We start from the raw sequence: 24,630 nt of genomic DNA, 5'->3' as shown, positions 1-24,630 counted from the left end.
CGCGGACGGCGCACGCGACCGGTTCGCGGGCTCTCAGCGCGCCATCATCGCCCCGGGCTGCATCCCGCCCTGCGCATAGCGCTCGCGCCGGCGCTCGATCGAGGACGGGATCCGCAGCGATTCCCGGTACTTCGCCACCGTGCGGCGGGCGATGTCGACGCCCTCGCCGCGCAGCTTCTGCACCAGGGCGTCGTCGGAGAGCACGTCGTCCGAGGTCTCGCCGTCGACGAGCTGCTTGATGCGGTGGCGCACGGCTTCCGAGGAATGCGCGGCGGTGCCCGCCGCGCCCGGGATCGCGGCGGTGAAGAAGTACTTCATCTCCAGGGTGCCGCGGCTGGTGCCGATCGCCTTGTTGGAGGTGACGCGCGAGACGGTGGATTCGTGCATCCCGATCGCCTCGGCGACCGTCTTCAGGTTCAGCGGCCGCAGGTGCGCGACGCCGTGGACGAAGAACCCGTCCTGCTGGCGCACGATCTCGGTGGCGACCTTGAGGATCGTGCGCGCGCGCTGCTCCAGGCTCCGGGTGAGCCAGTTCGCGGTCTGCAGGGCCTCGGAGAGGAAGGCCTTGTCCCCCTCGGCCTTCGCACCCCGGACCACGCGGGCGTAGTAGCTCTGGTTGACCAGCACCCGCGGCAGCGCCTCGCCGTTCAGCTCCACCAGCCAGGAGCCGTCGGGGGCCGCGCGCACGAACACGTCGGGGATCAGCACCTCGACGCCGCTGGAGCCGAAGGCCCGCCCGGGCTTGGGGTCGAGCCGGCGGATCTCGGCCAGCATCTCGACGAGGTCCTCGTCGTCGACACCGCACAGGCGCCGCAGCGCCGAGAAATCGCGCTTGGCCACGAGGTCGAGGCGGGAGACCAGCGCCTGCATCGCCGGGTCGAACCGGTTCTGCTCGCGCAGCTGGATAGCCAGGCACTCGGCGAGGTCGCGCGCGGCGATGCCGGCCGGATCGAAGCTCTGGACGAGCTTGAGCACGCCCGCCACCCGGTCGAGGGAGGCGCCGAGGCGCTCGGCCACCGCGTCGATCGATTCGCGCAGGTATCCGGCCTCGTCCACCGCATCGATCAGGAAGCCGCCGATCAGCCGGTCGGTGGCGTCGCGGGTGGCGAGGTCGAGCTGGCGGCCGAGATGCTCGCGCAGGGAGGTCTCGACGGTGAGCGTCGCCTCGAAGTCCGGCGCCTCCGAATCGAAGCTGCCGCCGGTGCTGCCGTAGGGCGCGGGCGTCAGCGAGAGCATGTCGCCGGTGGCCGCCTCGCGGATCGGGCTCGGCGCGTCGTCGGGGTAGACGTTGTCGAGGCGGGCGTCGAAATCGCCGTCGATCTCGCCGCGGCCCGGGTCGACCTCGGCGGCGGTCCACTCGGCGGCGCCCTCGAAGGTCTCGGCGGCGGGTTCCGCGCCCTCGGCCGGCCCCTCGGACGGCTCGGCCTCGGCGCGCTCCAGGAGCGGGTTGCGCTCCAGCTCGGCATCGACGTAGGCCGCGAGATCGAGCTGGGAGAGTTGGAGAAGCTTGATCGCTTGCAGAAGCTGCGGTGTCATCACCAGGGACTGGCCCTGGCGCATTTCCAGCCGTTGCAGCAAACTCATCGCGTGGCCTCGGTCCTCTTCGGTGAACAGGCCGCGCCCCGCGTTATTACGCTATAGGCACGGTTCTTGCTTAAGCCCTAGTGAAACGCTGTAAACCGATCCCGGCCGCGCGTCAAAGCGTGATGGCCGGTCGTCGCGTTGGTTCGGGGGACGGTGGCACCGGCGCCACAGCCACGGGGGGCGCCCGTCCCGCTCGCCGACCCGGCGGGCCGATGGGCTCGGCCCGGCCGCCCACGCAGACCTCGCATGCCGAAGGGGCGCGATCCCGCTCGGGAATCGTGCCGGCTCGACCGGCCGGCGGGGGCGCGGTTCGGCACTCGCGCATGCGGCGATCGGGGGCGATGGCCGCCACCCTGCAGCCGTCGCCAGGGCGGCGCGGGACGTCGCGGATGCGGTCGAGGCGCCGCAGCTCGTGCCGCGCTCCGGTCCCGTGCTCAGCTGCGCAGGCCGGGCGCCTCCTGGCCCGTGCGGGCGACGTACTCGGTGTAGCCGCCGCCGTACTGGTGGATGCCGTCGGGCGTGAGCTCGAGCACCCGGTTCGAGAGCGCGGCCAGGAAGTGGCGGTCGTGGCTCACGAACAGCATCGTGCCCTCGTAAGCGGAGAGCGCGTCGATCAGCATCGCCTTGGTGCCGATGTCGAGGTGGTTGGTCGGCTCGTCGAGCACCAGGAAGTTCGGCGGGTCGAACAGCATCTTGGCCATCACCAGCCGCGCCTTCTCGCCGCCCGAGAGCACCCGGCAGCGCTTCTCGACGTCGTCGCCCGAGAACCCGAAGCAGCCGGCGAGCGCGCGCAGGGAGCCCTGGCCGGCCTGCGGGAAGGTGCTCTCCAGGTCCTGGAACACGGTGAGGTCGCCGTCGAGCAGGTCCATGGCGTGCTGGGCGAAGTAGCCGAGCTTGACGCTGCCGCCGACCGCCACCGTGCCGTCGTCGGGCTGGGCCGAGCCCGTCACGAGCTTCAGCAGCGTCGACTTGCCGGCGCCGTTGACCCCCATCACGCACCAGCGCTCGCGCCGGCGGATGCCGAAATCGAGGTTTTGGTAGATCGTGCGGCTGCCGTAGCGCTTGTGCACGCCCTTCAGCATCACGACGTCGTCGCCCGAGCGCGGCGCCGGCTGGAACTCGAACGCCACCGATTGGCGCCGCTTCGGCGGCTCGACGCGCTCGATCTTGTCGAGCTTCTTCACCCGGCTCTGCACCTGGGCGGCGTGGCTCGCCCGCGCCTTGAAGCGCTCGATGAACTTGATCTCCTTGGCGAGCATCGCCTGCTGGCGCTCGAACTGCGCCTGCTGCTGGCTCTCGTTGAGTGCGCGCTGCTGCTCGTAGAAGGCGTAGTCGCCCGAGAAGGTGGTCAGCGTGCCGCCGTCGATCTCGATCACCTTGCCGACGATGCGGTTCATGAACTCGCGGTCGTGCGAGGTCATCAGCAGCGCGCCCTCGAACCCCTTGAGGAAGGATTCGAGCCAAATCAGGCTCTCGATGTCGAGGTGGTTGGAGGGCTCGTCGAGGAGCATCACGTCCGGGTTCATCAGCAGGATGCGGGCAAGCGCCACGCGCATCTTCCAGCCGCCGGACAGCTTGCCGACGTCCCCGTCCATCATCTCCTGGGAGAAGCTCAGGCCGGCCAGCACCTCGTAGGCCCGGCCTTCGAGCGCGTAGCCGTCGAGCTCCTCGAAGCGCGCCTGGACCTCGCCGTAGCGGGCGATCAGCGCGTCCATCTCGTCGGCCCGGTCGGGATCGGAGAACGCCGCCTCCAGCGCCTTCATCTCCAGGCCGACGGCGCTGACCGGGCCGGCGCCGTCCATCACCGCCGAGACGACGCTGCAGCCCGACATCTCGCCGACGTCCTGGCTGAAGTAGCCGATGGTGACGCCGCGATCGGTGGCGACCTGGCCCTCGTCGGGCTCCTCCTCGCCGGTGATCATCCGGAACAGGGTGGTCTTGCCGGCGCCGTTGGGGCCGACGAGGCCGATCTTCTCGCCCTTCTGCAGGGCGGCGGACGCCTCGATGAAGACGATCTGCCGGCCGTTCTGCTTGCCGATCTTTTCGAGGCGTATCATGCGGTCAGGGACCCTCGGGATGGTCCCGCGGGCCTTACGGCATCGGGCCCGCGACCGGAAGGGCGCCGGGCTATCGCGCGAAGCGGGCCTGCAGGCTGTGCCCGTGCATCCGCGCCGAGAACACCACCTTGGCGCCGGCGGGCAGCGGCCCCTTGAGCGCGCCGACCATGCGGTTCGGCGCGGCGCCGGCGAGCGGCACCGTCTCGGTCCCGGCCCCGGTCTGGACGAAGGCCTTGCCCGTCAGCCCCGCGGTCGCGGCCGGGCCGCCGTCATCGTCGGTGACGAAGAACGTCAGCGCGGTCTCCGACGCGACGAGCTCGATCGGATGCCCGTCCGCCACCACCACGACGCCGCCGTTCGGGCCGGCGGCGCGGGCCGGGGCGGCGAGGGCGAGGAGGAGGGCGATGGCGAGGACGGGGCGCATGGACGGCTCCTGGGTTTTACGGGGTGGCGACATTGGTTCAGCAGGACTAGGTGCGTCTTCCCTCCCCCGCAGAGGGGGGAGGGAAGTGACGCACCGTCAAAACGCATCGGCCGTCGCAACCCCGGTCGGTGCCTCCGCGCGGGGGGCGGCGCGCAGGCGCTCCACCGGCCGGCGGCCGAAGCCGAGGAACAGGATCGGCGTCAGCACCGTGTCGAGCAGCGTCGCGCTGATCAGGCCGCCGAAGATCGTCACGGCGACCGGGTGCAGGATCTCCTTGCCGGGCGCGTCGGCGCCGACGAGCAGCGGCGCCAGCGCGATGCCGGCGGCGAGCGCGGTCATCAGCACCGGCGTCAGCCGCTCCAGGCTGCCGCGAATCACGAGGTCCGGCCCGAACGGCAGGTCCTCGCGGATCGCGAGGTTCAGCCAATGGCTGATCTTGAGGATGCCGTTGCGCGTCGCGATGCCGGTCAGGGTGATGAAGCCGATCATCGAGGCGACCGAGAGCGGCTGCCCGGCGAGCCACAGGGCGACCACCGAGCCGATCAGCGCCAGCGGGATGCTGCCGAGGATGATCAGCGTCAGCACGGCCGAGCGGTAGCGGCCGTAGAGCAGGGTGAAGACCAGCGCCAGCGACACGAGCGAGAGCAGGCCGATGGTGCGCGCCGCCTCGCCCTGCGCCTGGAACGCGCCTTCGAGGCTGGTCGCGTACCCGGCCGGCCACCGGGTCGCATCCACCTGCTGGCGGATGGCGGCGACGACCCGGCCCATGTCGGCGCCGGGCGCGGTGTTGGCCTGGACGACGATGCGCCGGCGCGCGTTCTCGCGAAGGATCTGGTTCGGGCCGTCGGTCTCGCGGATGTCGGCGATCTGGCGGGCCGGCACCCAGCCGGAGGGCGTCTCGACCAGGAGGTCGCCGAGCGCCTGGGTGGTGCGCTGGGTGTCGGAGAGCCGCATCACCACGTCGAAGCGGCGGATGCCGTCGACCACGCGCGAGACCACCTGGCCGTTCGAGAGCCGGCTCAGCTGGTCCACGAGCGCCGCCGGCTGCACCCCATAGAGGGCGGCCCGCGCATAGTCGACGCGGACCTCGAGCTGCGGGATCAGCACCTGCTTCTCGACCTGCAGGTCGGCGATGCCGGGGATCGCGGACAGGCGCTGGCGCAGGTCGTCGGCGAGGCGCCGCAACGTATCGAGGTCGTCGCCGAAGATCTTCAGCGCGATCTCGGCGCGCACCCCCGAGAGCATGTGGTCGAGCCGGTGCGAGATCGGCTGGCCGACGTTGACGGAGACCGGCAGCAGGGCGAGGCGGGCGCGGATGTCGGCGACGAGGGCGTCCTTGGGCCGGGCGCCGGGCTTCAGGTCGACCTCGAGGTCGGAGGAGTGGACGCCCTCGGCATGCTCGTCGAGCTCGGCCCGGCCGGTGCGGCGGCCGACCGAGCGCACGTCCGGGATCTCGAGGAGCAGGCGCTCGGCCACCAGCCCCATCCGGTTGCTCTCGGGCAGCGAGATGCCGGGGTTGAACGCCATGTTGACGGTGAACGAGCCCTCGTTGAACGGCGGCAGGAAGGCGCGCGGCAGCCACGTCGCCGCGACGGCGGCGGCCGCGACCGCGAGCCCGGCCGCGAGCAGGATCGGGCGCCCGCGGGGCAGGGCGACGCGCAGGGTCGCGGCCAGGGCACGCTCGAGCCCGCGGATCAGCCCGCTCTCGTGCTGGTCGAGGCGCTTGAGGCCGGGCAGGAGGTAGTAGGCCATCACCGGCGTCAGGGTGATCGAGACCACGAGGCTCGCCAGGATCGCGACGATGTAGGCCTGCCCCAGCGGCGCGAACAGCCGGCCCTCGATGCCGGAGAGCGCGAACAGCGGCACGAACACCAGCACGATCACCATCGTCGCGTAGACGATGCCCGAGCGCACCTCCTGCGAGGCGGAGACCACCACGTCGAAGGTCGAGCGCGGGTCGCCCGCCGCGCGGTTCTCGCGAAGGCGCCGGAAGATGTTCTCGACGTCGACCACGGCGTCGTCGACCAGCTCGCCGATGGCGATGGCGAGCCCCCCGAGGGTCATCGTGTTGATCGACAGGCCGGCGAGATGGAAGGCGATGGCCGTCGCCAGGATCGAGACCGGGATCGCGGTGAGCGAGATCGCCGTGGTGCGCAGGTTCAGCAGGAACGCGAACAGGACGATCGCCACCACCGCGATCGCTTCCACCAGCACGTGCTCGACATTGCCGATCGAGGTCTCGATGAAGTTCGCCTGCCGGAAGATCAGCCGGTCGGCGCGCACGCCCTTCGGCAGGGTGGCGGTGATCTCGGCGAGCGCCGCCTCGATCCGCGCGGTGAGCGCGACGGTGTCGGTGCCGGGCTGCTTCTCCACCGAGATCACCACCGCCGGCGCGCCCATGTAGCCGGCATCGCCCCGCTTCACGCGCGCCGAGAACGACGCCTCCGCCACCTGCCGCAGGAAGACCGGCCGGCCGTCGACCGTGGCGACGACCATGTTGCGCAGGTCGTCGAGGTCCATCGTCCGGCCGAGGTTCCGGATCAGGTATTCGCGGGCGTACTGGTCGGTGAAGCCGCCGCCGGTGTTGGTGCCGAACTGCGCCAGGGCCGCCTCGAGCTGGGCCTGCTTGACGCCGAGCGCCCGCAACGCGGCGGGCTGCGGCGCGACGCGGAACTGGCGGACCTCGCCGCCCATCGGGATCACCTGCGCGACGCCGGGAATCGAGAGCAGGCGCGGCCGGATCGTGAAGTCGGCGATCTCGCGCAGGCGCATCGGATCGACCGTGTCGCCGGTGAGCGCGACCATGACGATCTGCCCCATGATCGAGGAGATCGGCCCCATCGTCGGGCTCACCTCCGCCGGCAGCTGCGGCCGCGCCATCGCAAGGCGCTCGGCCACCTGCTGGCGGTTGCGGTAGATGTCGGTGCCCCAGTCGAACTCGACAGTGACCACCGACAGCCCGACGCCGGAGACCGAGCGCACCCGGGTGACGCCGGGCAGCCCGTTCATCTGCGTCTCGAGCGGGAAGGTGACGAGCTGCTCGACCTCCTGCGGCGCGAGCCCTTCGGCCTCCGACATGATGGTGACGGTGGGCCGGTTGAGGTCGGGGAAGACGTCGACGGGCAGCCGCGTGACGGTGAAGGCGCCGTAGACGACGAGGATCGCGGCGACGGCGAGCACCGCCAGCCGGTTCCGCAGGGCCTGGGTGACGAGGAGCGTGAACATGCGCGGGCTCCCGTCAGCGGATCTGGTTGAGGAGCTCGGCGCCCTGCGTCACGATCCGCCGGCCGGGCTCGAGCCCGGAGACCACCCGGACGCGGGCGGCGTCGAGGGGCTCGACTTGGACCTCGCGCGGCGCGAAGCGCTCGGGGGCGACGTGCTCGTAGACCAGGGTCTGGCCGTTGCCGCCGCGGACCACGCCGAGCCGCGGCAGGGCGAGGCCGGTCTGCTGCGTGTCGGTGGCGGCGAGCACCGTCACGAACTGGCCGGTGCGCAGCTCGGGCAGCGCGTCGCGCACGGCGAACTGGATCGGCACCGCCTGGGCCCGGTCGGCGAGGCCGGCGCCGCGATAGGCGAGCTCGAGCCGTCGGCCGTCGGCGAGCCGCGCGGTGGCGTCGGCGGTGCTGGCGAGCGCGTCGAAGCTCAGCGCCTCGACCCAGAGCCGGGACGGGTCGACGATCTTGAACACCATCGCGCCCGGGCTCGCCATCTGGCCGGCGACCGCGTTGGCCTCGGCGATCACCCCCGAGACCGGCGCGGCCAGCGCCTCCGGCTGCGAGCGGACGCCGTCGAGCGCCGTGCGGCGGTCGACGAGGCCCTTCAGCTCGGCATCCGCGTCGTCGATCTGCACCTGCGAGACCGCGCCGCCGGGGCTCAGCTTGCGGTAGCGCTCGACCCGGCGCGCGACGATGGCGATCTGCTGGTCGAGCTCGCCCTGGCGCTGGCGCATGTCCGACACGTCCACCGCCTGGACCGGCGGCGTGACGAAGGCCAGCACCTCGCCCTTGCGCACGCGGGTGCCGAGGCGCGGGAACAGGCCGGATTCCGGCGGCGACAGCCGGCCGCCGACCGAGGATTGCACCACGCCGCTGCCGTTCGGGTCGGCGATGATCCGGCCGGGCAGCTCGGTCGTCCGCGCCAGCACGCCCGACGCGGTGACGAGGGTGCGCAGGGTCAGCACGCGCTGGGTGGGTTTCGGCACGAACACCGACCCGTCGGGCAGGCGGCGGGCGAGGTCCTGGGCGCCGGTGGCGGCCATCGGGGTCGGGGCCTCGTGGTCGTCGTCGCCGTGCGCGAAGGCCGCCGGCGCCAGCACGAGCCCGGCCGCGAGCACGACGAGGGCGAGTGCCGCGCCGCTCCGGCGCCCGCGCATCAGCACCGTCGCGAGGATGCCGAGCACGAAGCCGGCGCCGCCGACGAGGAACGGCATCGGGTCGGCGCTGCGCAGGTGCGCGCCGAAATCGTGGGCGACGGCGAGGCCGGCATGCCACGGCGCGGGCTCGGGCGTCGGGGCCGGCGGCACCGGCACGTCGAGGTCGACCGGGAACAGGTCGGTCTTGCCGCCGACGGTCACCGTGAACAGCACGTCGTAGTCGCCGGGCACCGCGCTCCAGGGGGCGTCGAGGCGGTAGCTCCCGTCGGGGCCCGCGACCGCGGCGGCCTTGCCCGCCGGCGTCTCCGCCTCGATCGTCGCGTCGGCCACGGGCTCGTTGGTGTCGGCACGGTCGAGGAACAGCGTCAGCCTGCCGTCGCGCGCCACCGCGACGAGCTGGAGCGCGTCGGTGCTCGACGCGCCGCGCGGGGCCTCGACGGCGGGCGCCGCCTTCGGCCCGTCGGAATGGTCGTGGCCTTCGTGGGCGCGCGCCGCGCCGGCCCACAGGCCGAGGGTGAGCGCGGCCGCCGCGAGGGCAGCCGGGAGCCGGATCGTCATGGGAGAGCAACCTTCGCATCGGGACGGGCGCGACTCGTCGGGACGAGCCGCGTGGCGCGCGCCGGGGCGGCGCGCGCAGCCTCAGGCGAAGGGTCTGGGGGGCTCGGGAAGGGCCTCGGATACGGCGCTCGGGCGCACGGAATCCGGCCCCATCGCGACGCGGTCGCCGCTCGGGCGGTCGGCGCGGACGCCGTCCCCGTCCGAGGCCGCGACGAAGACGTGGGCGCAGCAGCAGCCCGGGCAGGCGAGGCAATCCGCCCGGTCGGCGGCGGCCTCCGGCGCCGCGATCACGGCGCCCGCCTGCATCGCGGCGACGTCCAGGGCGGCCTTCGAGGCGTGCCCGACGCGCGCATGCCCGGCGCCGGGGTGGTGGGCGTGCCCGGCATGCGCCTGGGCGAAGGCCGGGACCATGACGAGAAGCGCCGCGACCCGAAGGATCGCAGCGAGCCGTCGCAGAAGGTGCCGGGCCTGTCGCATCGTGCGTGAGCCTAGCACGATTCGGGCTTCTGGACAGGGCGTCGAAGCGGGTCCACCGGGGCGTGGCCTTCCCCGGCGCGAAGGGCGGACGCCGCATCCGCTTCGGTCGCGGCTCCGCAGGTGGCGAGGGCATCGACGACCGCTTCGGGGTGGCGATGGATCGTCCAGATCAACGTCATGGCCGTGGCGTTCGGCCTGGACTTGCCCTGTTCCCAGTTCTTGACGGTCGCTTCCTCCAGCCCGAACCGGAGCGCGAACTGGGCTTGCGAGAGATGCAGGGCCTCGCGCACGCTTCGGACGGAGATCGGGTCGGGTGCATGCTTGCGGACGGCGATGCCCAGCGCCGTCAGTTCCGACGTCAGCCGGCTCAGGCTCTCGACCTTCGGCACCTCGACATAGGCCTCGCCGGTGTCGAACACGTCCGTCATGACCGCGTGAGCCGCCTTCACTGGAAGATGCCTACGGACCAGGGCGCGGGCCGCCGCCACCGTGTCGAGGTGCGCGTCCGGCAGCCGCTTGAGGCTGAGGCGCTCTACGGAGCCGTCGGGGACGAGGGTCCCGTCCCGGATTTGCACCCGTGGTCCGAACGCCGCCAACAATGTGGATCGCGTCGACATCCAATTCCTCCATGACCCCCTGCGCGATGTCGCGGAGCACGGACGCGCCCCACTTCGTCATCGGGTCGCCGCCGACGTGCATGCCGTTCAGCTCGAGGGATCGCCCCGAGAGCGTCACCTCGGCCATCACAGCGAGCGAACCCCAGGGGGGCCGCACCTCGACCGTGAAGATCGGGTCGTCGCTGTTGGCATGATCGACGACGATCCGAACCTTGCAGGCCGACAAGGAGCTCTTCCTGTGCGCAGATTGCCTATAAGATAAAAAGATGCGCAGACGTCAAGGCCGCTGCAGCCCCGATCGGGATCGAGGCTCGGAAGGCGATGGCTCCGAATCGCGGGCGCAAGGGTGCCATGACGGAGGGAGGGACGTCGCTTCGAGCGCCGGGCGCGGGGGCATCCGAGGCTGCGGCTCCTACTTCCCGCCCGTCCGCGCCAGGATCGCCCGCATCTGGGCGATCTCGCGCTCCTGCGCCTTGACGATCTCCTCGGCGAGCGCCCGCACCTCCGGGTCCTTCGAGTATTGCAGCGCGACCCGCGCCATGCCGACGGCGCCCTCGTGGTGGGGGATCATGCCGCGCACGAAGTCGGCGTCGACGTCGCCGCTGTAGCGGATCGCCATGTCGGCGTGCATCCGCGCGTCGACGGCGCGGAACGCCCGGGTGGAGGGCGCCTCGCCCGCGGCCGGCGCGGGATGACGGCCGGCGTGGTCCATGTGCTCGTGGTCCATGCCCTGTGCCAGCACCCTGCCAGCGAGGAGGACGGCGACGGCGATCAGGGCGGGCCGGACGGTGTTGCGCATGGGGTCGGGTCTCCTCACGGGGATGCGCCGCACCGTGGAGCTTGCCGGCGTGGCAAGGTCAACCGCCACGGTCGCGCCGGGATGCGTCCGGGCCGCCGCCGAGCAGCCGGCCGCCAAAAATCCCGTTCAGCCCGATCACGCCGAGCACGGTGACCGCGTGGATCAGGAGGTCGGTCGCGGTGGCGTCGTGCGGGTGGAACGGCACGAGGAGGGTCGCCGCGGCCGCCGCCGCCGCGAGGCCGCCGAGCGCCGCGGTGAGGTTCGGGTGCAGCGGGCAGGCGCGGCGCAGCATCGCCACCAGCAGCACGGAGAGCGGCAGCGAGACGCCGACGAGGAAGGCGAAGCAGCCGCCCATCGCGTGCCCGTCGGCCGGCGTGGTGCCGGGGGCGAGCCAGCCGCGCAGGCACCCGAGGCCGCTCGCGCCGATCCAGAACGCGGCCGGCGCCAGCGGCAGCAGCGCCCAGCGCAGGGAGCGGCCGGGCACGCTCGTCATGAAGGCGGCGAGCGCGGCCGCGACCGCGGTGAGACCGGCGCCGAGGGCGGCCACGCGCAGGTCCGGCGTGGCGAGGCGGATGCGCAGGCCGTCCATGTCGGCCATCGGCATCAGGATCGCGGCCAGCGCCAGCACCGCCGCGAGCCAGGCCGCCGCGCGCCAGGTCGGCGGGCTGAGCCGGCGCACCGGCGCGAGGCCGCCGACGAGGTCGTCGACCAGGGACTCGTGCACGGATTCAGACATCGCCGCCCTCCTTGTCCCGGGCCAGCGTCCCGCGCAGCGCCTTCAGGGCGCGGTGCAGGTTCACCTTCAGCGCGCCCTTGCTGCGGCCGGTGAGCGCCGCCGCCTCCTCGAGCGAGCGCTCGGCATAGGCGAGCTGCTCCACCGCCTGCCGCTGCCCGTCCGGCAGCGCCGCGACGGCCCGCGCCAGCGCGGCGTTGCGCTGGTCGGCCTCGATGCGCATGCCCGGGGCGGGGCCGGCATCGGCGTGGGCCTCGTAGGCGAGGGGATCGTGCACCTCCTGCGGCCGGCGCCCGGCCCGGCGCAGCCGGTCGATCGCCCGGCGCTGGGTGATGGCGCGCAGCCACGGCAGGAAGGGCCGCGCCGGGTCGTAGCTCGCCCGCGCCTTGTGGATCGTCAGCAGCGTGTCCTGCACCACGTCGTCGACCGCCTCGCCGCGCACCCCTTGCGCGCGGGCGATGCCCGCGATCACCGGCAGGCAGGCATTGAGCAGCCGGCGATAGGCCGCCGCATCGCCCCCCTGCGCCGCGGCCATCGCCGTCGCCAGACTGTCCTCGAGCGCCATCGCCGCCCTGTCGCCACGTCGTGTCCCGGACCCTAGCGCAACGCGGCCCCCGGGGGAACGCGCCGGCAGCGGTGGAACCGGGCCGATGGCGGGCAGGTACATCGGCAAGCCTCGCGGGAGACGTCGGGCGCCCATCGCCCGCGCTCGTCTTCGCCGAGGAACGCGCGACGGTTACGCTCGGGCGGCCGGCCCGAGCCGCGCCGAGGATCCGCCCGTCGGCGCCCTGCACGATCACCGCGGCGTCGGCGCCGGCCGGCAGCGGCACCTCCAGCGTCGCCGCCTGCCCGGCCCAGCGGCCGATCTCGGACACGGCGCGGACGATGTTGGCCTGGGCGAGGGTGCGGCCGGCATTCTCGCCGCGGGCGACCCGGGTGGCGTGGCTCGGATCGAACCCGACCAGCGTCACGGTGCCGGCCCCGCGCCCGGCGCCGAGCGTGACGACGAGGGCGTCGCCGCGCCGTGCCAGCGCCACCGGCGCCTCGGCGGCGGCGGCGGCCTGCGCGCGGGCGATCGCGGCGCGGACCGCGCCGGCGTCGGAGCCGACGAGCCCGACCTGCCCGTCGATCACCGCCTCGGGGGTGTACGAGCCGCCGCCGAGCCTTTCGGCGTAGGCCGCCTGCCGACGGGTCGCCGCCGGCAGGGCGAAGGTGTCGCGCCAGTCGAGGTGGTCCCAGTAGGTGACGTGGAAGGCGAGCGGCAGCACGGCGCCGCCCTCGCGCGCGATCTGCCCGAGCAGCGCCTCGGCCGGCGGGCAGGACGAGCAGCTCTGCGAGGTGAACAGCTCGACCACCACCGGCCGCCCGGCCGCGTCCGCCGGGGAGACGGCGGAAGGGGAGAACGGGGCGCCGAGCAGGGCGGCGAGGAGCGCGAGCGGGATCGTGCGGCGCATGGCGGGTCTCCGGACGGGTGCGATGCCGTGCCCTTCGCGGCCCGGCCGGGCCGGTTACCCGGGCTTACCCCTCGGTCTCCTCGCCCGCCGGCTTGTCGTCGTCGCGGGCGCGGTGGAGCAGGAAGATCGAGGCCACCATGGTGAGGATCAGGCCGGCGAGCACGCCGAGCTCGATCATCGAGGCCTGGAACAGGGCCGCCTTCTCCTGCGTCCAGTCCTTGCCGTGCATGATCTCGGAGGATTGCAGGGTGATCACCAGCACCCGCCGGATCGAGGCGATCAGCCCGACGATCAGGAACGGCTCGCAGGTGAGCTTGCCGGAGCGCATCGAGACCCGCACCGTGTGCAGGATCTCCACCAGCATCAGCAGGAACAGCAGCCGGTCGACCACCTCCAGGGTCTGCGCGGCGCCCCCGAGCGAGCGCAGCGCCTCGAAGGTGAGCCCGACGGCGTCGACCAGCGCGATCAGCGCGGTGAAGGCCAGCAGCAGGCCCAGGGCCGCGTAGATCGCGTGCTCGGTGTGGAGGAAGACGAAGCTCGACGCGCGGGTCAGGCGCCCCTGCGATTGCGGATCGTCGGCCATGGCGTGCCTCCCGGACGCGTCTTCCTTCCGATGAGACAGGATCGTGCGGCCGGCGTCCAGCGGAAGCCTGGCGGCGGGCGGGGATCGCGGGCGTCCGCGCGGCGGAACGGTTTCCTCGATGGTCCCGTTGCTCTCGTGCAACATAGGAGAAAGACATGCTGACCGGCGGCCTGCTGTGGCTCATCGGGATCCCGATCCCCGTCATCCTCCTGATCTGGTTCTTCTTCCTGCGCGGCCGCTGAGGGCGGAGGGCGCCTCGCACGGGGCCGCTCGGCGCCCCGTAGCTTCTCCGTCCGCGCGTGCTTGCGTCGTCCGCGCCCGCAGCGGAAGCACCGCAACGAAAAGGGCCGGCGCGCCTCGCGCGCACCGGCCCCGAACGCCTGCGGATCGCGCTACTTGGTGATCTTCACCGAGACCGGGTCGCTCGACGGGAAGGTCTCCTCGAGGGCGTCGTCGAGGCGCTCGCCCATCTTGTCCTGCTGGTTGGCGGGGTTCTTCTCGTCGCCGGGCTTGGCGCTGCCCTGCTGGAACCCCGGCTTGTCCGCGCCCTGCGGCGTCTTGGTGTCGTCGGTCATCGGGGCTGCTCCTGCCGTCACGAGGCGCCGAGGGCGGCGCCGGTGCCGGATCAACGCGAGGCGGCCCCGGGTGTTTCACGCCGCGTCGGCCGGGGGGCGGCGGCGCGCGAGGTCGCCCGGCCCGGCGCCGCCTCGCGCAGCACCGCCTCGTAGACGCCGGCGAGGCGGTCGAGATGGGCGTCGAGGGTGAGCGGCGCGGCCCAGTAGCGGGCATGCGCGGCCCGGCCCATCCGGGCGGCGAGCGCGTCGTCGGCGAGCCGGCCCAGGTGGGCGGCGAGCGCGTCCGGGTCGCCGGAGCGGAACAGGAAGCCGGTCTCGCCGTCGACCACCGCCTCGCGGCCGGCGCAGGCGTCGCTCACCACCACCGGCGTGCCCAGCGCCAGCGCCTCGTAGACCGTGAGCGGCTGGCCCTCGTACCAGACGCTGGGAAAGACCAGCGCGCGGGCGGCGCCCATCAGCGCCTGAACGCCGGCGGCATCGCGCCAGCCGAGCATCGCGGCCTCGGGGTAGCGCGCGGCCAGCGCCGCCCGCTGCTCGCCGTCGCCGACGAAGACCGCGCGGATGCCGGCCCGCCGCGCCGCCTCCGCGAAGATCGGCGCGCCCTTCTCGGTCGAGATCCGTCCGACGAACAGAAAGTCGCCCGGCGCCCGCTCGGTCATCGGCCGGTGCGCCACCGCGATCGGGTTGTCGACCCGGTGGAAGCGGGTCCCGCGCGGCAACAGCGGGCCGACCACCCGCTCCTGCAGGTCGCTGATCGTGATCACGTGGCGGAAGAGCGTCGGCAGCTCCGCGACCTGCGTCATGCCGAGGTGGCGGACCACCCGCGCGAGCTTGCGCGGGAAGCTCTGCGCATCGCAGTTCGTCGTCAGGCACGCGCCCGACATCGGCGTGCGGTGGCAGATCGCGGCCGCCGGATATTCGTAGAACCCCCCGGTCGGGCAGACCAGGAAGAACTCGTGCATGGTGTAGAGCAGCGGCAGCCGCGCGCGCCGCAACGCCACGCCGATCGACGGCGACAGCGCCTTGGCGAAGGCGTGGACGTGGACCACGGTGTCGTCGGGGTCGCACGTCGCCAGTTCCGCGGCGAGCGCGCGGGCCGCTTCGCGGTTCCAGATCGCCTGCGCCAGGAAGGCGAGCTTGTTCGTCGTGGTCGAGATGTCGTCCTGGTTCAGGCAGACCACGCGGATGCCGGCGGCGGCCAGGCGCGGGTCGGCCGGCCCGCAGGCGGCGAACAGCGTCACGCGGGTGCCGCGGGCGGCGAGCCCGAGGGCCGAGTCGAGCGCGACCTTGGCCTGGCCGCCGTTGACGTAGGCGTGGTCGGCGACGAGGACGACGTGCACGAGGCGGCTCCCGCTCCCTGGATGTCCCCACGTTTACCGGACCGCAGTTGATCCCGCGTAAACCTCGGGCACGCCGCCGATCTGCGGTTGTTCCCGCTCGGATCGTCCCCGCTCGACCGCCTGATCTCTCGATCTCCTGCGCCGGTGTCGCCATGCACGTCGTGATCCTGGCCGAGTTCGCGAGCCCGAGCGGCGGCGCCGAGAAGGTCGCCGTCGAATCGGCCCGCGGGCTGGCCGAGGCCGGGCTCCGGGTTACCTACGTCCAGGGCGTCGCCGGCCCGGTCGACCCGCTGCTCGACCATCGCAACCTCACCCGCATCTGCCTCGACCTGCCGGACGTGTGGGCGCGCAACCCCGTCGCCGCGGCGGTCGCCGGCATCTGGCACGCGCGCGCCGCGCGGGCGCTCAGCGACGCAATCGGGGGGATGGCGCGCGCGCCGGACGTCGTCCACGTCCACCAGTGGACCCGCAGCCTGTCGCCCGGGATCTTCCCGGTGCTGCTCGCCACCGGCGCCCCGGTGGCGCTGACGCTGCACGACTACTTCCTGGCCTGCCCGAACGGCGTCTACTACCGCTTCGACACGGCCGAGCCCTGTGCCCTCGCGCCGATGTCCGCCGCCTGCATCCTGGCGCCGTGCGATGCCAGGAGCCGCCTGCACAAGCTGGTCCGCGTCGCCCGCACCGCGGCGGCGCGGCGGGCGGTGTCGGGACGCGGGCTCCACGTCGTCCACGTCTGCGACGCGAGCCGCGCGCGGATGGGCGCGATGCTCGGCGGCTACGGGCTCACGCATCACCGCATCGACAACCCGGTGCGGGTCGCCCCCGGCGCCCCGGCCGCGCCGGAGCGGGGCGACGCCGTCGCCTATGTCGGGCGCCTGACCCGCGAGAAGGGCGCCGACCTCGTCGCGGCGGCCGCCCGCGAGGCCGGCCTGACGGCGTTGCTCGTCGGCACCGGGCCGCTGGAGGCGGAGCTGCGGGCCATGCCCCACGTCGAGATGCTGGGCTGGCAGGCGCCGGAGGCCGTGCAGGCGGTGTTGCGCCGCCGCGCCCGTGCGCTCGCCGCGCCGTCGCGCTGGTTCGAGACCGGGCCGCTCACCGTCTACGAGGCGCTCGCCGCCGGCATCCCGGTCGTCGCCTCCGACCGCTCCGGCGCCGCCGAGAAAGTGCTGGACGGCACGAGCGGCTTCGTCGTGCCGCCCGAGCTCGCGGCCCTGTCGGCGGCCTTCGTGCGCCTCGCCGATGACGCTCGCGTCGCCGCGATGGGCCGGGCCGCCCACGGCCGCTTCTGGGCCGCGCCGATGACCATCGCCCGGCACGCCGAAGCCTCGGCCGCGCTCTATGCCGGCTTGCTGCGGACGCGGCGTGACGCGATGCAGCACGCATAGGCCGGCGCGGCCGCCGACCCGCGCCCGCCCTGAGGACGATGCGAAGCGATCGGCCGATCAGATCAAGTTTCCGTGCGGTTTCGCGATCCCCCGCGACGTCACGATCGCGCCGTCGTCGCCATCGCGACCCTGTGCCCGACGGATGATTGCAGCAACATCGGGGGCAATCTGTCAGGTGTGGCGCTTGGTGAGGTCCCGGATCGATGCCGAGGCAAGAGTCTCTGCTTAATAAGCGCGGCTTTCGCCTCGAAAAGCGGCGTCTTGACTTATTATTGCAATGCAACATAAATCCGCCTCGCACGGGCGATCGCTTCGAGACCGCCGGTGACGACGCCACCCGAGGAGCCGATTCATGCAGACCCCGAATTTCGAGATCCCGACCGAGATGCGCGATTTCGCCGAGAAGAGCGTCGACCAGGCCCGCACCGCCGTCGGCACCCTGATGGGCAACGCGCTCAAGGCCGCCGAGCAGGTCCAGACCTCGGGGCTCAACCTCCAGTCCTCGATGCAGGCCGCCGTCGCCAAGGGCTTCGACCACGCCCAGACCAACGCCAACGCCACCTTCGACTTCGCGCAGAAGCTCGTGCGCACCAAGGACCTGCGCGAGGCCTTCGAGCTGCAGTCCGAGTTCGTCCGCAGCCAGATCGCCGCGATGCAGGCGCAGGCCAAGGACCTCGGCGCCCTCGCGCAGAACGCCGCGCGCTGAGCCGCCGCTCGGCCCCGTGCGGGGCCGAGGATCTTCCGCCGCGCACCGGCGCGGCGGCCCCGGCCTCCGGTCGGCACCGCGGCTGGATCGTCCGGTCTCGCGGCCGTCGCGTCGGCGTGCCGATCCGCGGGCGCCGATCGCCGCCGCACCCCCGATGCATTGCGCCGGCCGGCAACTGGACTACGTTCGGCCCGTGCGATTCGGGCTCGAACGGAACGACACGCGGACGGCCTCAAGGGATCTCGACGATGGGCAAGCAACGGACGCCGCAGGGACGATCGACCGGCCGCCGCTCCTCCTCGACCCCGCCCGGCACCCTGCAGGCCAAGGCGGGTGAGGCCAAGGCGGGTGAGGCCAAAAGCGCTCGCGCCGCCGCGCTCGAGGCGGCGCTGCACCCGCCGGAGGAGTCGCTGCCGCCGGTGCCCTCCGAGGCGCCTCCCGAGCCGCTTCACGCGCACCTGATGGACACGGTCTCGCCCGAGGCCCTCGGCACCGCGACCGGCACCCCGACGTCGGCGCCCGAGCCGGAGGCGCCCCCGGCCGAGATACCGGTCCCCGCCGACGCCAACCTGGCCGAACCCGCCTTCGCCGAGATCCCGAATCCCGAAGCGCCGCCGGTCTCCGAACCGGAGGTTGCCGGCCCGGCTGCGGACACGGCGCCCGCACCTGTCGATGAGCCCGTGCCTGCCGACGAGCCCGCGCCGGTCGCGGCCGCCGCGCCGGAGCCGGAGGCTCCGCCCGCCTACACCAACGTGGTCCCGCTGAAATCCGCCGCGCCGGCGCGGCCGCCCGAGCCCCGGTCGGCGCCCCAGCCCGGCGAGGCGCCGGTGCAGCTGTCGGACGGTGCGCTGCCGTCGCCGGCCTCCTGGCGCGCCGGGCGCCGACCCGTCCCGGCCCTGCGTCAGGACCTCGAAGGCCTCGGCGAGACCCTGTTCGCCTTCATGCGCGACGAGAGCTCGGCGGTGCTGACCCATCTCAACGCGCTGAAGGACGCGCGCTCGCCGGCCGACGCGATCCGCCTGCAGGTCAACGAGATGCAGCGCGTCGCCGACGCCTCGCTCACCTGCTGGAGCGAGCTCGCCCGCCGCGCGACGCGGATCGTCGGCCACCGCTGAGGCTGCCGCGCCGCCGTCCGCTCGCCAACGCGCGGATCCCGGCAAATCCGACGCGTCGTCGCGCCGAAGGTGAGCCCAGGAGCCAGGACCGCCGGTCGCGCCCCGATCGGTCTCGTCGGGGGGGCCGGATCCCGGGTTCTGCCGCGCAGTCCCGGGATGACGGAAAGGAGCCGGTTCGGTTGGCGCGCGGCATCCGTGCACGAGACCGCCGGCGGCGGAACGTCCCTGTCGCCTCCCGGTCACAGCCGCTGCCGGAATGGAGCTTGGCCGGAAACCTCCGGTTAACCATGTCGCTCCTATGCCGTATCGGAGGCTCGGGAGGCCGACCGATGCTGCGATCCGCGCGCCTGATCCGTTCCGCGATCCTGACGGCCGCCGTCGCGCTCGCCGCGATGCCCGCCTGCGCGCAGAACGGCGACCGGGCCCCGCCCGCGGTGGCGATCGCGGCCGACCTCGCCGCCTCGCCCGCGGGCACCAAGCTCACCCTCACCCTGTCGAAGCCGGTCGATGCCCGCGCCTTCGTGATGGAGCGCCCGGACCGGGCGGTGATCGACCTCGCCGAGGTCAACTTCCAGCTCGCGCCCGAGACCGGCCGCCGCCGCGAGGGCCTGGTGCAGTCGTTCCGCTACGGGCTGTTCGCGCCGGGGCGCTCGCGCATCGTCGTCGATCTCGCCGGCCCCGCCACCGTGGGGCGGATCGAGACCGCGACGCGCCCGCGCGACGGCGCCGTGATCCTCACCGTGCCGTTCCAGCGCGCCGACCGCGAGAGCTTCCGCAAGGCGGCCACCGCCGGCGACCTCGCCCCCGCGGCCGGCAAGGCCGTGGCGCCGGCCGAGCCCGCCGACCGGCGCCCGCTGATCGTGGTCGATGCCGGCCACGGCGGCATCGATCCCGGCGCGATCGCGGTGGGGGGCGTGTTCGAGAAGGACATCGTCTTCGGCTTCGCCCAGGCGCTGGTCGCCCGGCTCGAGGCCGGCGGCCGCTACCGGGTGGCGATGACCCGCGACCGCGACGTCTACGTGCCGCTGTCCGAGCGCGTGCGCATCGCCCGCGACGCCAAGGCCGACCTGTTCGTCTCGATCCACGCGGATTCGATCTCGTCGGCGCCGCAGGTGCGCGGCGCGACGATCTACACCGGCTCGGAGAAGGCGACCGACAGCGAATCTGCCAAGCTTGCCGAGCGCGAGAACAAGGCCGACGCCGCCGCCGGCGCCGAATCCGGCGACGGGCCGCCCGAGATCGCCGACATCCTGCAGGAGCTGACGCTGCGCGAGACCCGCGGCTTCTCGTCCGGCTTCGCCAAGACCCTGATGGGCCAGCTCGGGCCGGTGATGGAGATGAGCACGAAGCCGCACCGCGAGGCCGGCTTCAAGGTGCTGCGCTCGCCCGACGTGCCGAGCGTGCTGGTCGAGCTCGGCTACCTGTCGAGCCAGCGCGACCTCGACCTGCTGCAATCGGCCGAGTGGCGCGCCTCCGTCACCGGCTCGATGGCCAAGGCGATCGACCAGTTCTTCGGCAACCGGGCCAGCCTGGTCCGCCCGGTGGTGCCGAACCGCCGCTCGGCGGCAATCGCCCCAGTTTCACCATAGATCCGGTGTCGATACGGGGCACTCGAGACCTCGTCGCGCCGTCCATTCTTCGGTCATCGTCGGCGGGGATCTTCCAGGCTGCGGGCATGCCGGATCGGCGTGCGCCTCGCGGGCAGCCCCGACCCCCCTAGCCGAATGCGCTCCGCGCGCGGCCGAAGAAACCGACGGACGGGAAACCGGATGCGCCTCATCCTTCGCTTCTTCGGCTTCCTGTTCAGCGCCTTCGCGGTGCTGTTCGTGATCGCGGCCGCGGGCGGCGCGTTCTTCTACTGGAAATACAGCCAGGACCTGCCGGACCACGCCGTGCTCGCCAACTACGAGCCGCCGGTGATGACCCGCGTCCACGCCGCCGACGGCTCGCTGCTGGCCGAGTACGCCAAGGAGCGCCGGCTCTACCTGCCGATCCAGGCGATGCCGAAGATCATCGTCGCCGCCTTCCTCTCGGCCGAGGACAAGAACTTCTACAAGCACGGCGGCATCGACCCCGAGGGCATCGTGCGCGCGGCGCTGACCAACGCCAAGAGCGGCAAGCGGCAGGGCGCCTCGACCATCACCCAGCAGGTCGCGAAGAACTTCCTGCTCTCGAACGAGCAGACCTTCGACCGCAAGATCAAGGAAGCGCTGATCGCGCTGCGGATCGAGGCGACCTACTCCAAGGACAAGATCCTCGAGCTCTACCTCAACGAGATCTTCCTCGGCACGATCGTGCCGGGCCGCAACCTGCACGGCGTCGCCGCCGCGGCGCTGGATTATTTCGGCAAGTCGGTGCACGAGCTGACGATCAACGAGGCGGCCTACCTCGCCGCGCTGCCGAAGGGGCCGAACAACTACCACCCCTACCGCAAGACCCAGGCGGCGCTCGACCGCCGCAACGAGATCATCCGCCTGATGGCGGAGAACAACTACATCACCAAGGAGGAGGCGGACGCCGCCAAGAAGATGCCGCTCGGCGTCAACCCGCGCGTCGCCTTCCCAAACGCCGCCAACGCCAACTACTTCACCGAGGAGGTCCGCCGCGAGATCTCCGAGCGCTACGGCGAGAAGAAGCTCTACGAGGGCGGCCTGTCGGTGCGCACCACCCTCGACCCGAAGATGCAGGCCCTCGCGCGCAAGGCGCTGGTCGACGGCCTCGTGCGCTACGACCAGTCCCATGGCTGGCGCGGCCCCGTCACCAAGGTCGACCTGACCGGGCGCGACTGGGGCATGGCGGCGGCCGAGGTGAACGCGCTCGGCGACGTCGCGCCGTGGCGGCTCGCCGTGGTGCTCGGGCAAGGCGGCGGCGGCGTGCAGATCGGCCTGCAGCCCAAGCGCGAGGCCTCGGGCCAGGTCGCCAAGGACCGCGACACCGGCACGATCCCGCCGGACGGCATGCGCTGGGCCGGCCGCCCGAACCTCGCCGCCGGCGACATGATCTACGTCGAGGCGATGGATGGCGGCCGCGGGCAGTACCGCCTGCGCCAGAAGCCCGAGGTGTCCGGCGCCATCGTCGCGATGGACCCGAACACCGGCCGCGTGCACGCGATGGTCGGCGGCTTCTCCTACGACGAATCCGAGTTCAACCGCGCGACCCAGGCAATGCGCCAGCCCGGCTCGTCGTTCAAGCCGATCGTCTACTCGGCGGCCCTCGACAACGGCTACACCCCGTCCTCGATCGTGCAGGACTCGCCGATCACCATCGAGGCCGGCCCCGGCCAGGAGGCGTGGACGCCCTCGAACTACGACGGCAAGTCCGGCGGGCCGCACACCCTGCGCTACGGCATCGAGCACTCGAAGAACCTGATGACGGTTCGGCTCGCCAAGGACGTCGGCATGCCGCTGATCGCCGAGTACGCCCGCCGCTTCGGCGTCTACGACGACATGCTGCCGGTGCTGCCGATGTCGCTCGGCGCCGGCGAGACCACCGTCATGCGGATGGTCACCGCCTACTCGATGCTGGCCAATGGCGGCCGCCGCATCCGCCCGACCCTGATCGACCGGATCCAGGACCGCATCGGCGAGACGATCTACCGGCACGACAACCGCAAGTGCGTCGGCTGCGATGCCGAGAAGTGGTCCGGGCAGGACGAGCCGAAGCTGGTCGACGATTCCGAGCAGGTGCTCGACCCGCTGACCGCCTACCAGATGGTCTCGATCATGGAGGGCGTCGTGCAGCGCGGCACGGCGACGATCCTCAAGCAGATCGGCAAGCCGCTCGCCGGCAAGACCGGCACGACCAACGACGCCAAGGACGCGTGGTTCGTCGGCTTCTCGCCGGACCTCGCGGTCGGCATCTACATCGGCTTCGACAAGCCGCGCTCGCTCGGCGACCGCGCCACCGGCGGCGGCCTCGCCGCGCCGATCGCGCTCGACTTCCTCAAGGTCGCCCTCAAGGACAAGCCGCCGACCCCGTTCCGGGTGCCGCCGGGCATCAAGCTGATCCGCGTGGCGCTCGGCTCCGGCATGCGCGCCGGATCGGGCGAGGGCGCCGGCACCATCCTCGAGGCGTTCAAGCCCGGCACCGCGCCGCCGGATTCCTACGTCGCCCCGGCCGGCCAGGCCGCGGCGCCGGCCACCGTCCCGGCGGATGCCGACCGCGCGGTGCAGGCCGGCGGGCTGTACTGAGCGGGATGCCTCTCTTCCCTCCCCCTGAAGCGGGGGAGGGTGGCCCGCAAAGCGGGTCGGGCGAGGGGCAGCGCGCCGTTCTGAGCCGTGGCTCCCCTTTCCCGACCCTCGCTGACGCGAGGCCCACCCTCCCCCGCTACAGGGGGGAGGGACGTAGTTCCGATGCGGAACAAAAAAAGCCGCCCCTGACGGGCGGCTTTGAAGTCTCAGGGAGGCATCAAACAGAGCGGGACGGAGGTCTCACTCGACATCCAGACATCTGGAATGCCCCGACATTCAATCGAAAAAGTTAACGCGCGGTTAAGGATCCGGCGTTCCTCAAATCATCGCCCGGTTCGACCGGGCCGACATCTGTATCGGCGGCCGCTCAGGCGGCGAGGCTGGTGAAGAGACCACGCCCGTCGGTGCCGCCGACCAGGCCTTCGACGAAGTTCTCCGGGTGCGGCATCATCCCGAGGACGTTGCCGCCCTCCGAGTAGATCCCGGCGATGGCGTTGAGCGAGCCGTTGCGGTTGGCGGCAATCGTCACCTGCCCGTCAGCGTCGCAGTACCGGAACGCGACCCGGCCCTCGCCCTCGATCCGGGCCAGCGTCTCGGGGTCGGCGAAGTAGTTGCCCTCGCCGTGCGCGACGCAGACGTCGATGACCTCGCCCTTCGCGTAGGCGCCGGCGAAGCGCGTGTCGGTGCGCTCGACGCGCAGCGTCTGCCGGTGGCAGATGAAGCGGCGGTCAACGTTGCGCATCAGCACGCCCGGCAGCAGGCCGGACTCGCACAGGATCTGGAAGCCGTTGCAGATGCCGAGCACCAGCCCGCCGCGGGCGGCGTGCGCGCGGACCGCATCCATCGCGGCGGCGCGGCCGGCGATGGCGCCGCAGCGCAGGTAGTCGCCGTAGGAGAAGCCGCCGGGCAGGACGGCAAGGTCGGTGCCGGCGGGAAGCGCGGTGTCGGCGTGCCACATCGTCGTGACCTCGGCCCCGGCAAGCCGGAGCGCGCGGGCGACGTCGGCGTCGCGGTTCGAGCCGGGGAAGACGACGATCGCGGCGCGCATCACGCGATCTCGATCGCGTAGTTCTCGACCACGGTGTTGGCCAGGAGCTTCTCGCAGGCGGTCTTCAGCGTCGCCTCGGCGCCGGCCCGATCCGCGGCCGCGACCTCGATGTCGAACACCTTGCCCTGGCGCACGCCCTCGATCGACGCGATGCCGAAGGACTTGAGCGCGGCCTCGATCGCCTTGCCCTGCGGATCGAGGACGCCGGTCTTCAGGGTGACGACGATGCGGGCTTTCATGATGGGCCACTCAGCAGGGTCTGGATCGGAAGAAGGCGGTGACGAACGTCGGGGCGGCCGAGCCGAGCGCGGGGATCGACACGGGACGTGCCGAGACCGGGCATCACCGGCGCGCGGCCCGAGGTGCCGTGCGCAGGGGCTCGATGCTGGTCGCGCGCTGCCAGAGCTGGAGCATGATCCAAGCCGCGACCACGCTGAACAGCCCCATCAGCACGTGGCCGACGGTATCGCCGAGCTCGAACAGGCCGGCGATCGCCCAGCCCGCGGCGATCGCCACCGCGAAGACTTCCGTTCCCACCAGCACCATCATGCTGAGGATCGTGATCAGGTTGCGGGTGTTCACGAGGACCCCTTCCTCCGGCGGCACGGATGTG

Annotated in this window: 21 protein-coding genes and 1 pseudogene; 5 read left to right on the top strand and 17 right to left on the bottom strand. The window is 72.6% G+C overall.

Annotation, left to right across the window (positions count from 1 at the left end):
• Positions 1-33 precede the first annotated feature (33 nt).
• From rpoN to MKK68_RS09480, 14 genes and pseudogenes are all read right to left on the bottom strand, one after another.
• Positions 34-1,584 carry an RNA polymerase factor sigma-54 gene (gene rpoN / locus MKK68_RS09545; protein ID WP_147859997.1) on the bottom strand — a complete coding sequence of 517 codons (1,551 nt, stop codon included), beginning with the start codon at positions 1,582-1,584 and terminating at the stop codon, positions 34-36.
• Positions 1,585-2,018: 434 nt separating this feature from the next.
• Positions 2,019-3,641 (bottom strand): ABC-F family ATP-binding cassette domain-containing protein, encoded by a 1,623-nt coding sequence (locus MKK68_RS09540; protein ID WP_147843958.1) that lies wholly within the window; start codon positions 3,639-3,641, stop codon positions 2,019-2,021.
• Between the two features lie 70 nt (positions 3,642-3,711).
• Positions 3,712-4,065 carry a hypothetical protein gene (locus MKK68_RS09535; RefSeq protein WP_187274913.1) on the bottom strand — a complete coding sequence of 118 codons (354 nt, stop codon included), beginning with the start codon at positions 4,063-4,065 and terminating at the stop codon, positions 3,712-3,714.
• 96 nt (positions 4,066-4,161) lie between these two features.
• The gene (locus MKK68_RS09530; RefSeq protein WP_244030004.1) at positions 4,162-7,290 is read right to left on the bottom strand and encodes an efflux RND transporter permease subunit; all 3,129 of its coding nucleotides are present in this window, start codon (positions 7,288-7,290) and stop codon (positions 4,162-4,164) included.
• Positions 7,291-7,303: 13 nt separating this feature from the next.
• Positions 7,304-8,995 (bottom strand): efflux RND transporter periplasmic adaptor subunit, encoded by a 1,692-nt coding sequence (locus MKK68_RS09525; RefSeq protein WP_244030002.1) that lies wholly within the window; start codon positions 8,993-8,995, stop codon positions 7,304-7,306.
• Positions 8,996-9,076: 81 nt separating this feature from the next.
• Positions 9,077-9,472 carry a hypothetical protein gene (locus MKK68_RS09520; protein WP_244030000.1) on the bottom strand — a complete coding sequence of 132 codons (396 nt, stop codon included), beginning with the start codon at positions 9,470-9,472 and terminating at the stop codon, positions 9,077-9,079.
• Between the two features lie 11 nt (positions 9,473-9,483).
• Positions 9,484-10,047: a helix-turn-helix domain-containing protein gene (locus tag MKK68_RS09515; RefSeq protein ID WP_187274912.1), complete on the bottom strand. Its 564-nt coding sequence runs from the start codon at positions 10,045-10,047 to the stop codon at positions 9,484-9,486.
• Positions 10,048-10,501: 454 nt separating this feature from the next.
• Positions 10,502-10,888: a DUF305 domain-containing protein gene (locus MKK68_RS09510; RefSeq protein WP_147844540.1), complete on the bottom strand. Its 387-nt coding sequence runs from the start codon at positions 10,886-10,888 to the stop codon at positions 10,502-10,504.
• 58 nt (positions 10,889-10,946) lie between these two features.
• A complete protein-coding gene (locus MKK68_RS09505; protein WP_244029998.1) occupies positions 10,947-11,624 on the bottom strand; it encodes an NrsF family protein in 678 nt (225 codons plus the stop codon).
• The gene (locus MKK68_RS09500; RefSeq protein WP_147844732.1) at positions 11,617-12,186 is read right to left on the bottom strand and encodes an RNA polymerase sigma factor; all 570 of its coding nucleotides are present in this window, start codon (positions 12,184-12,186) and stop codon (positions 11,617-11,619) included. Before MKK68_RS09500 ends, MKK68_RS09505 begins: the two co-directional genes overlap by 8 nt.
• A 286-nt stretch (positions 12,187-12,472) precedes the next feature.
• A pseudogene (locus MKK68_RS09495) lies at positions 12,473-13,075 on the bottom strand (DUF1223 domain-containing protein); the annotation flags it as partial.
• Between the two features lie 64 nt (positions 13,076-13,139).
• Positions 13,140-13,658: a phosphate-starvation-inducible PsiE family protein gene (locus tag MKK68_RS09490; RefSeq protein WP_243934509.1), complete on the bottom strand. Its 519-nt coding sequence runs from the start codon at positions 13,656-13,658 to the stop codon at positions 13,140-13,142.
• Between the two features lie 392 nt (positions 13,659-14,050).
• Positions 14,051-14,233, bottom strand: coding sequence for a hypothetical protein (locus MKK68_RS09485; RefSeq protein ID WP_147844753.1), 183 nt, complete (start codon positions 14,231-14,233; stop codon positions 14,051-14,053).
• A gap of 50 nt (positions 14,234-14,283) precedes the next feature.
• Positions 14,284-15,573: a glycosyltransferase family 4 protein gene (locus MKK68_RS09480; protein WP_244029996.1), complete on the bottom strand. Its 1,290-nt coding sequence runs from the start codon at positions 15,571-15,573 to the stop codon at positions 14,284-14,286.
• 152 nt (positions 15,574-15,725) lie between these two features.
• Between MKK68_RS09480 and MKK68_RS09475 the strand changes: the two genes are divergently transcribed.
• The 5 genes from MKK68_RS09475 to MKK68_RS09455 all read left to right on the top strand — a co-directional run bounded on the left by MKK68_RS09475 (position 15,726) and on the right by MKK68_RS09455 (position 22,969).
• A complete protein-coding gene (locus tag MKK68_RS09475) occupies positions 15,726-16,958 on the top strand; it encodes a glycosyltransferase family 4 protein (protein WP_244029994.1) in 1,233 nt (410 codons plus the stop codon).
• A 352-nt stretch (positions 16,959-17,310) separates the two neighbouring features.
• Entirely contained in the window at positions 17,311-17,664 is a 354-nt protein-coding gene (locus MKK68_RS09470; protein WP_244029992.1) for a phasin, read from the top strand.
• Between the two features lie 248 nt (positions 17,665-17,912).
• Positions 17,913-18,779 (top strand): hypothetical protein, encoded by an 867-nt coding sequence (locus MKK68_RS09465; protein WP_244029990.1) that lies wholly within the window; start codon positions 17,913-17,915, stop codon positions 18,777-18,779.
• Between the two features lie 329 nt (positions 18,780-19,108).
• Complete coding sequence (locus MKK68_RS09460) at positions 19,109-20,368, top strand: N-acetylmuramoyl-L-alanine amidase (protein ID WP_147728853.1); 1,260 nt, start codon at positions 19,109-19,111, stop codon at positions 20,366-20,368.
• Between the two features lie 180 nt (positions 20,369-20,548).
• Entirely contained in the window at positions 20,549-22,969 is a 2,421-nt protein-coding gene (locus tag MKK68_RS09455; protein ID WP_147843715.1) for a penicillin-binding protein 1A, read from the top strand.
• Positions 22,970-23,336: 367 nt separating this feature from the next.
• On the opposite strand, the gene purQ is transcribed toward MKK68_RS09455, so the two are convergent.
• From purQ to MKK68_RS09440, 3 genes are all read right to left on the bottom strand, one after another.
• Positions 23,337-24,017, bottom strand: coding sequence for a phosphoribosylformylglycinamidine synthase subunit PurQ (gene purQ / locus MKK68_RS09450; protein WP_147843714.1), 681 nt, complete (start codon positions 24,015-24,017; stop codon positions 23,337-23,339).
• Positions 24,017-24,256, bottom strand: a complete 240-nt coding sequence (gene purS, locus MKK68_RS09445) for a phosphoribosylformylglycinamidine synthase subunit PurS (protein WP_147728648.1) — start codon at positions 24,254-24,256, stop codon at positions 24,017-24,019. The genes purQ and purS overlap by 1 nt, the downstream gene beginning before the upstream one ends.
• 103 nt (positions 24,257-24,359) lie before the next feature.
• Positions 24,360-24,599, bottom strand: coding sequence for a hypothetical protein (locus tag MKK68_RS09440; RefSeq protein ID WP_147843713.1), 240 nt, complete (start codon positions 24,597-24,599; stop codon positions 24,360-24,362).
• Positions 24,600-24,630 lie beyond the last annotated feature (31 nt).

Source organism: Methylobacterium sp. E-016 (assembly GCF_022829745.1).
Taxonomy (GTDB): domain Bacteria; phylum Pseudomonadota; class Alphaproteobacteria; order Rhizobiales; family Beijerinckiaceae; genus Methylobacterium.
This window is presented reverse-complemented; position numbering and strand designations above follow the sequence as displayed.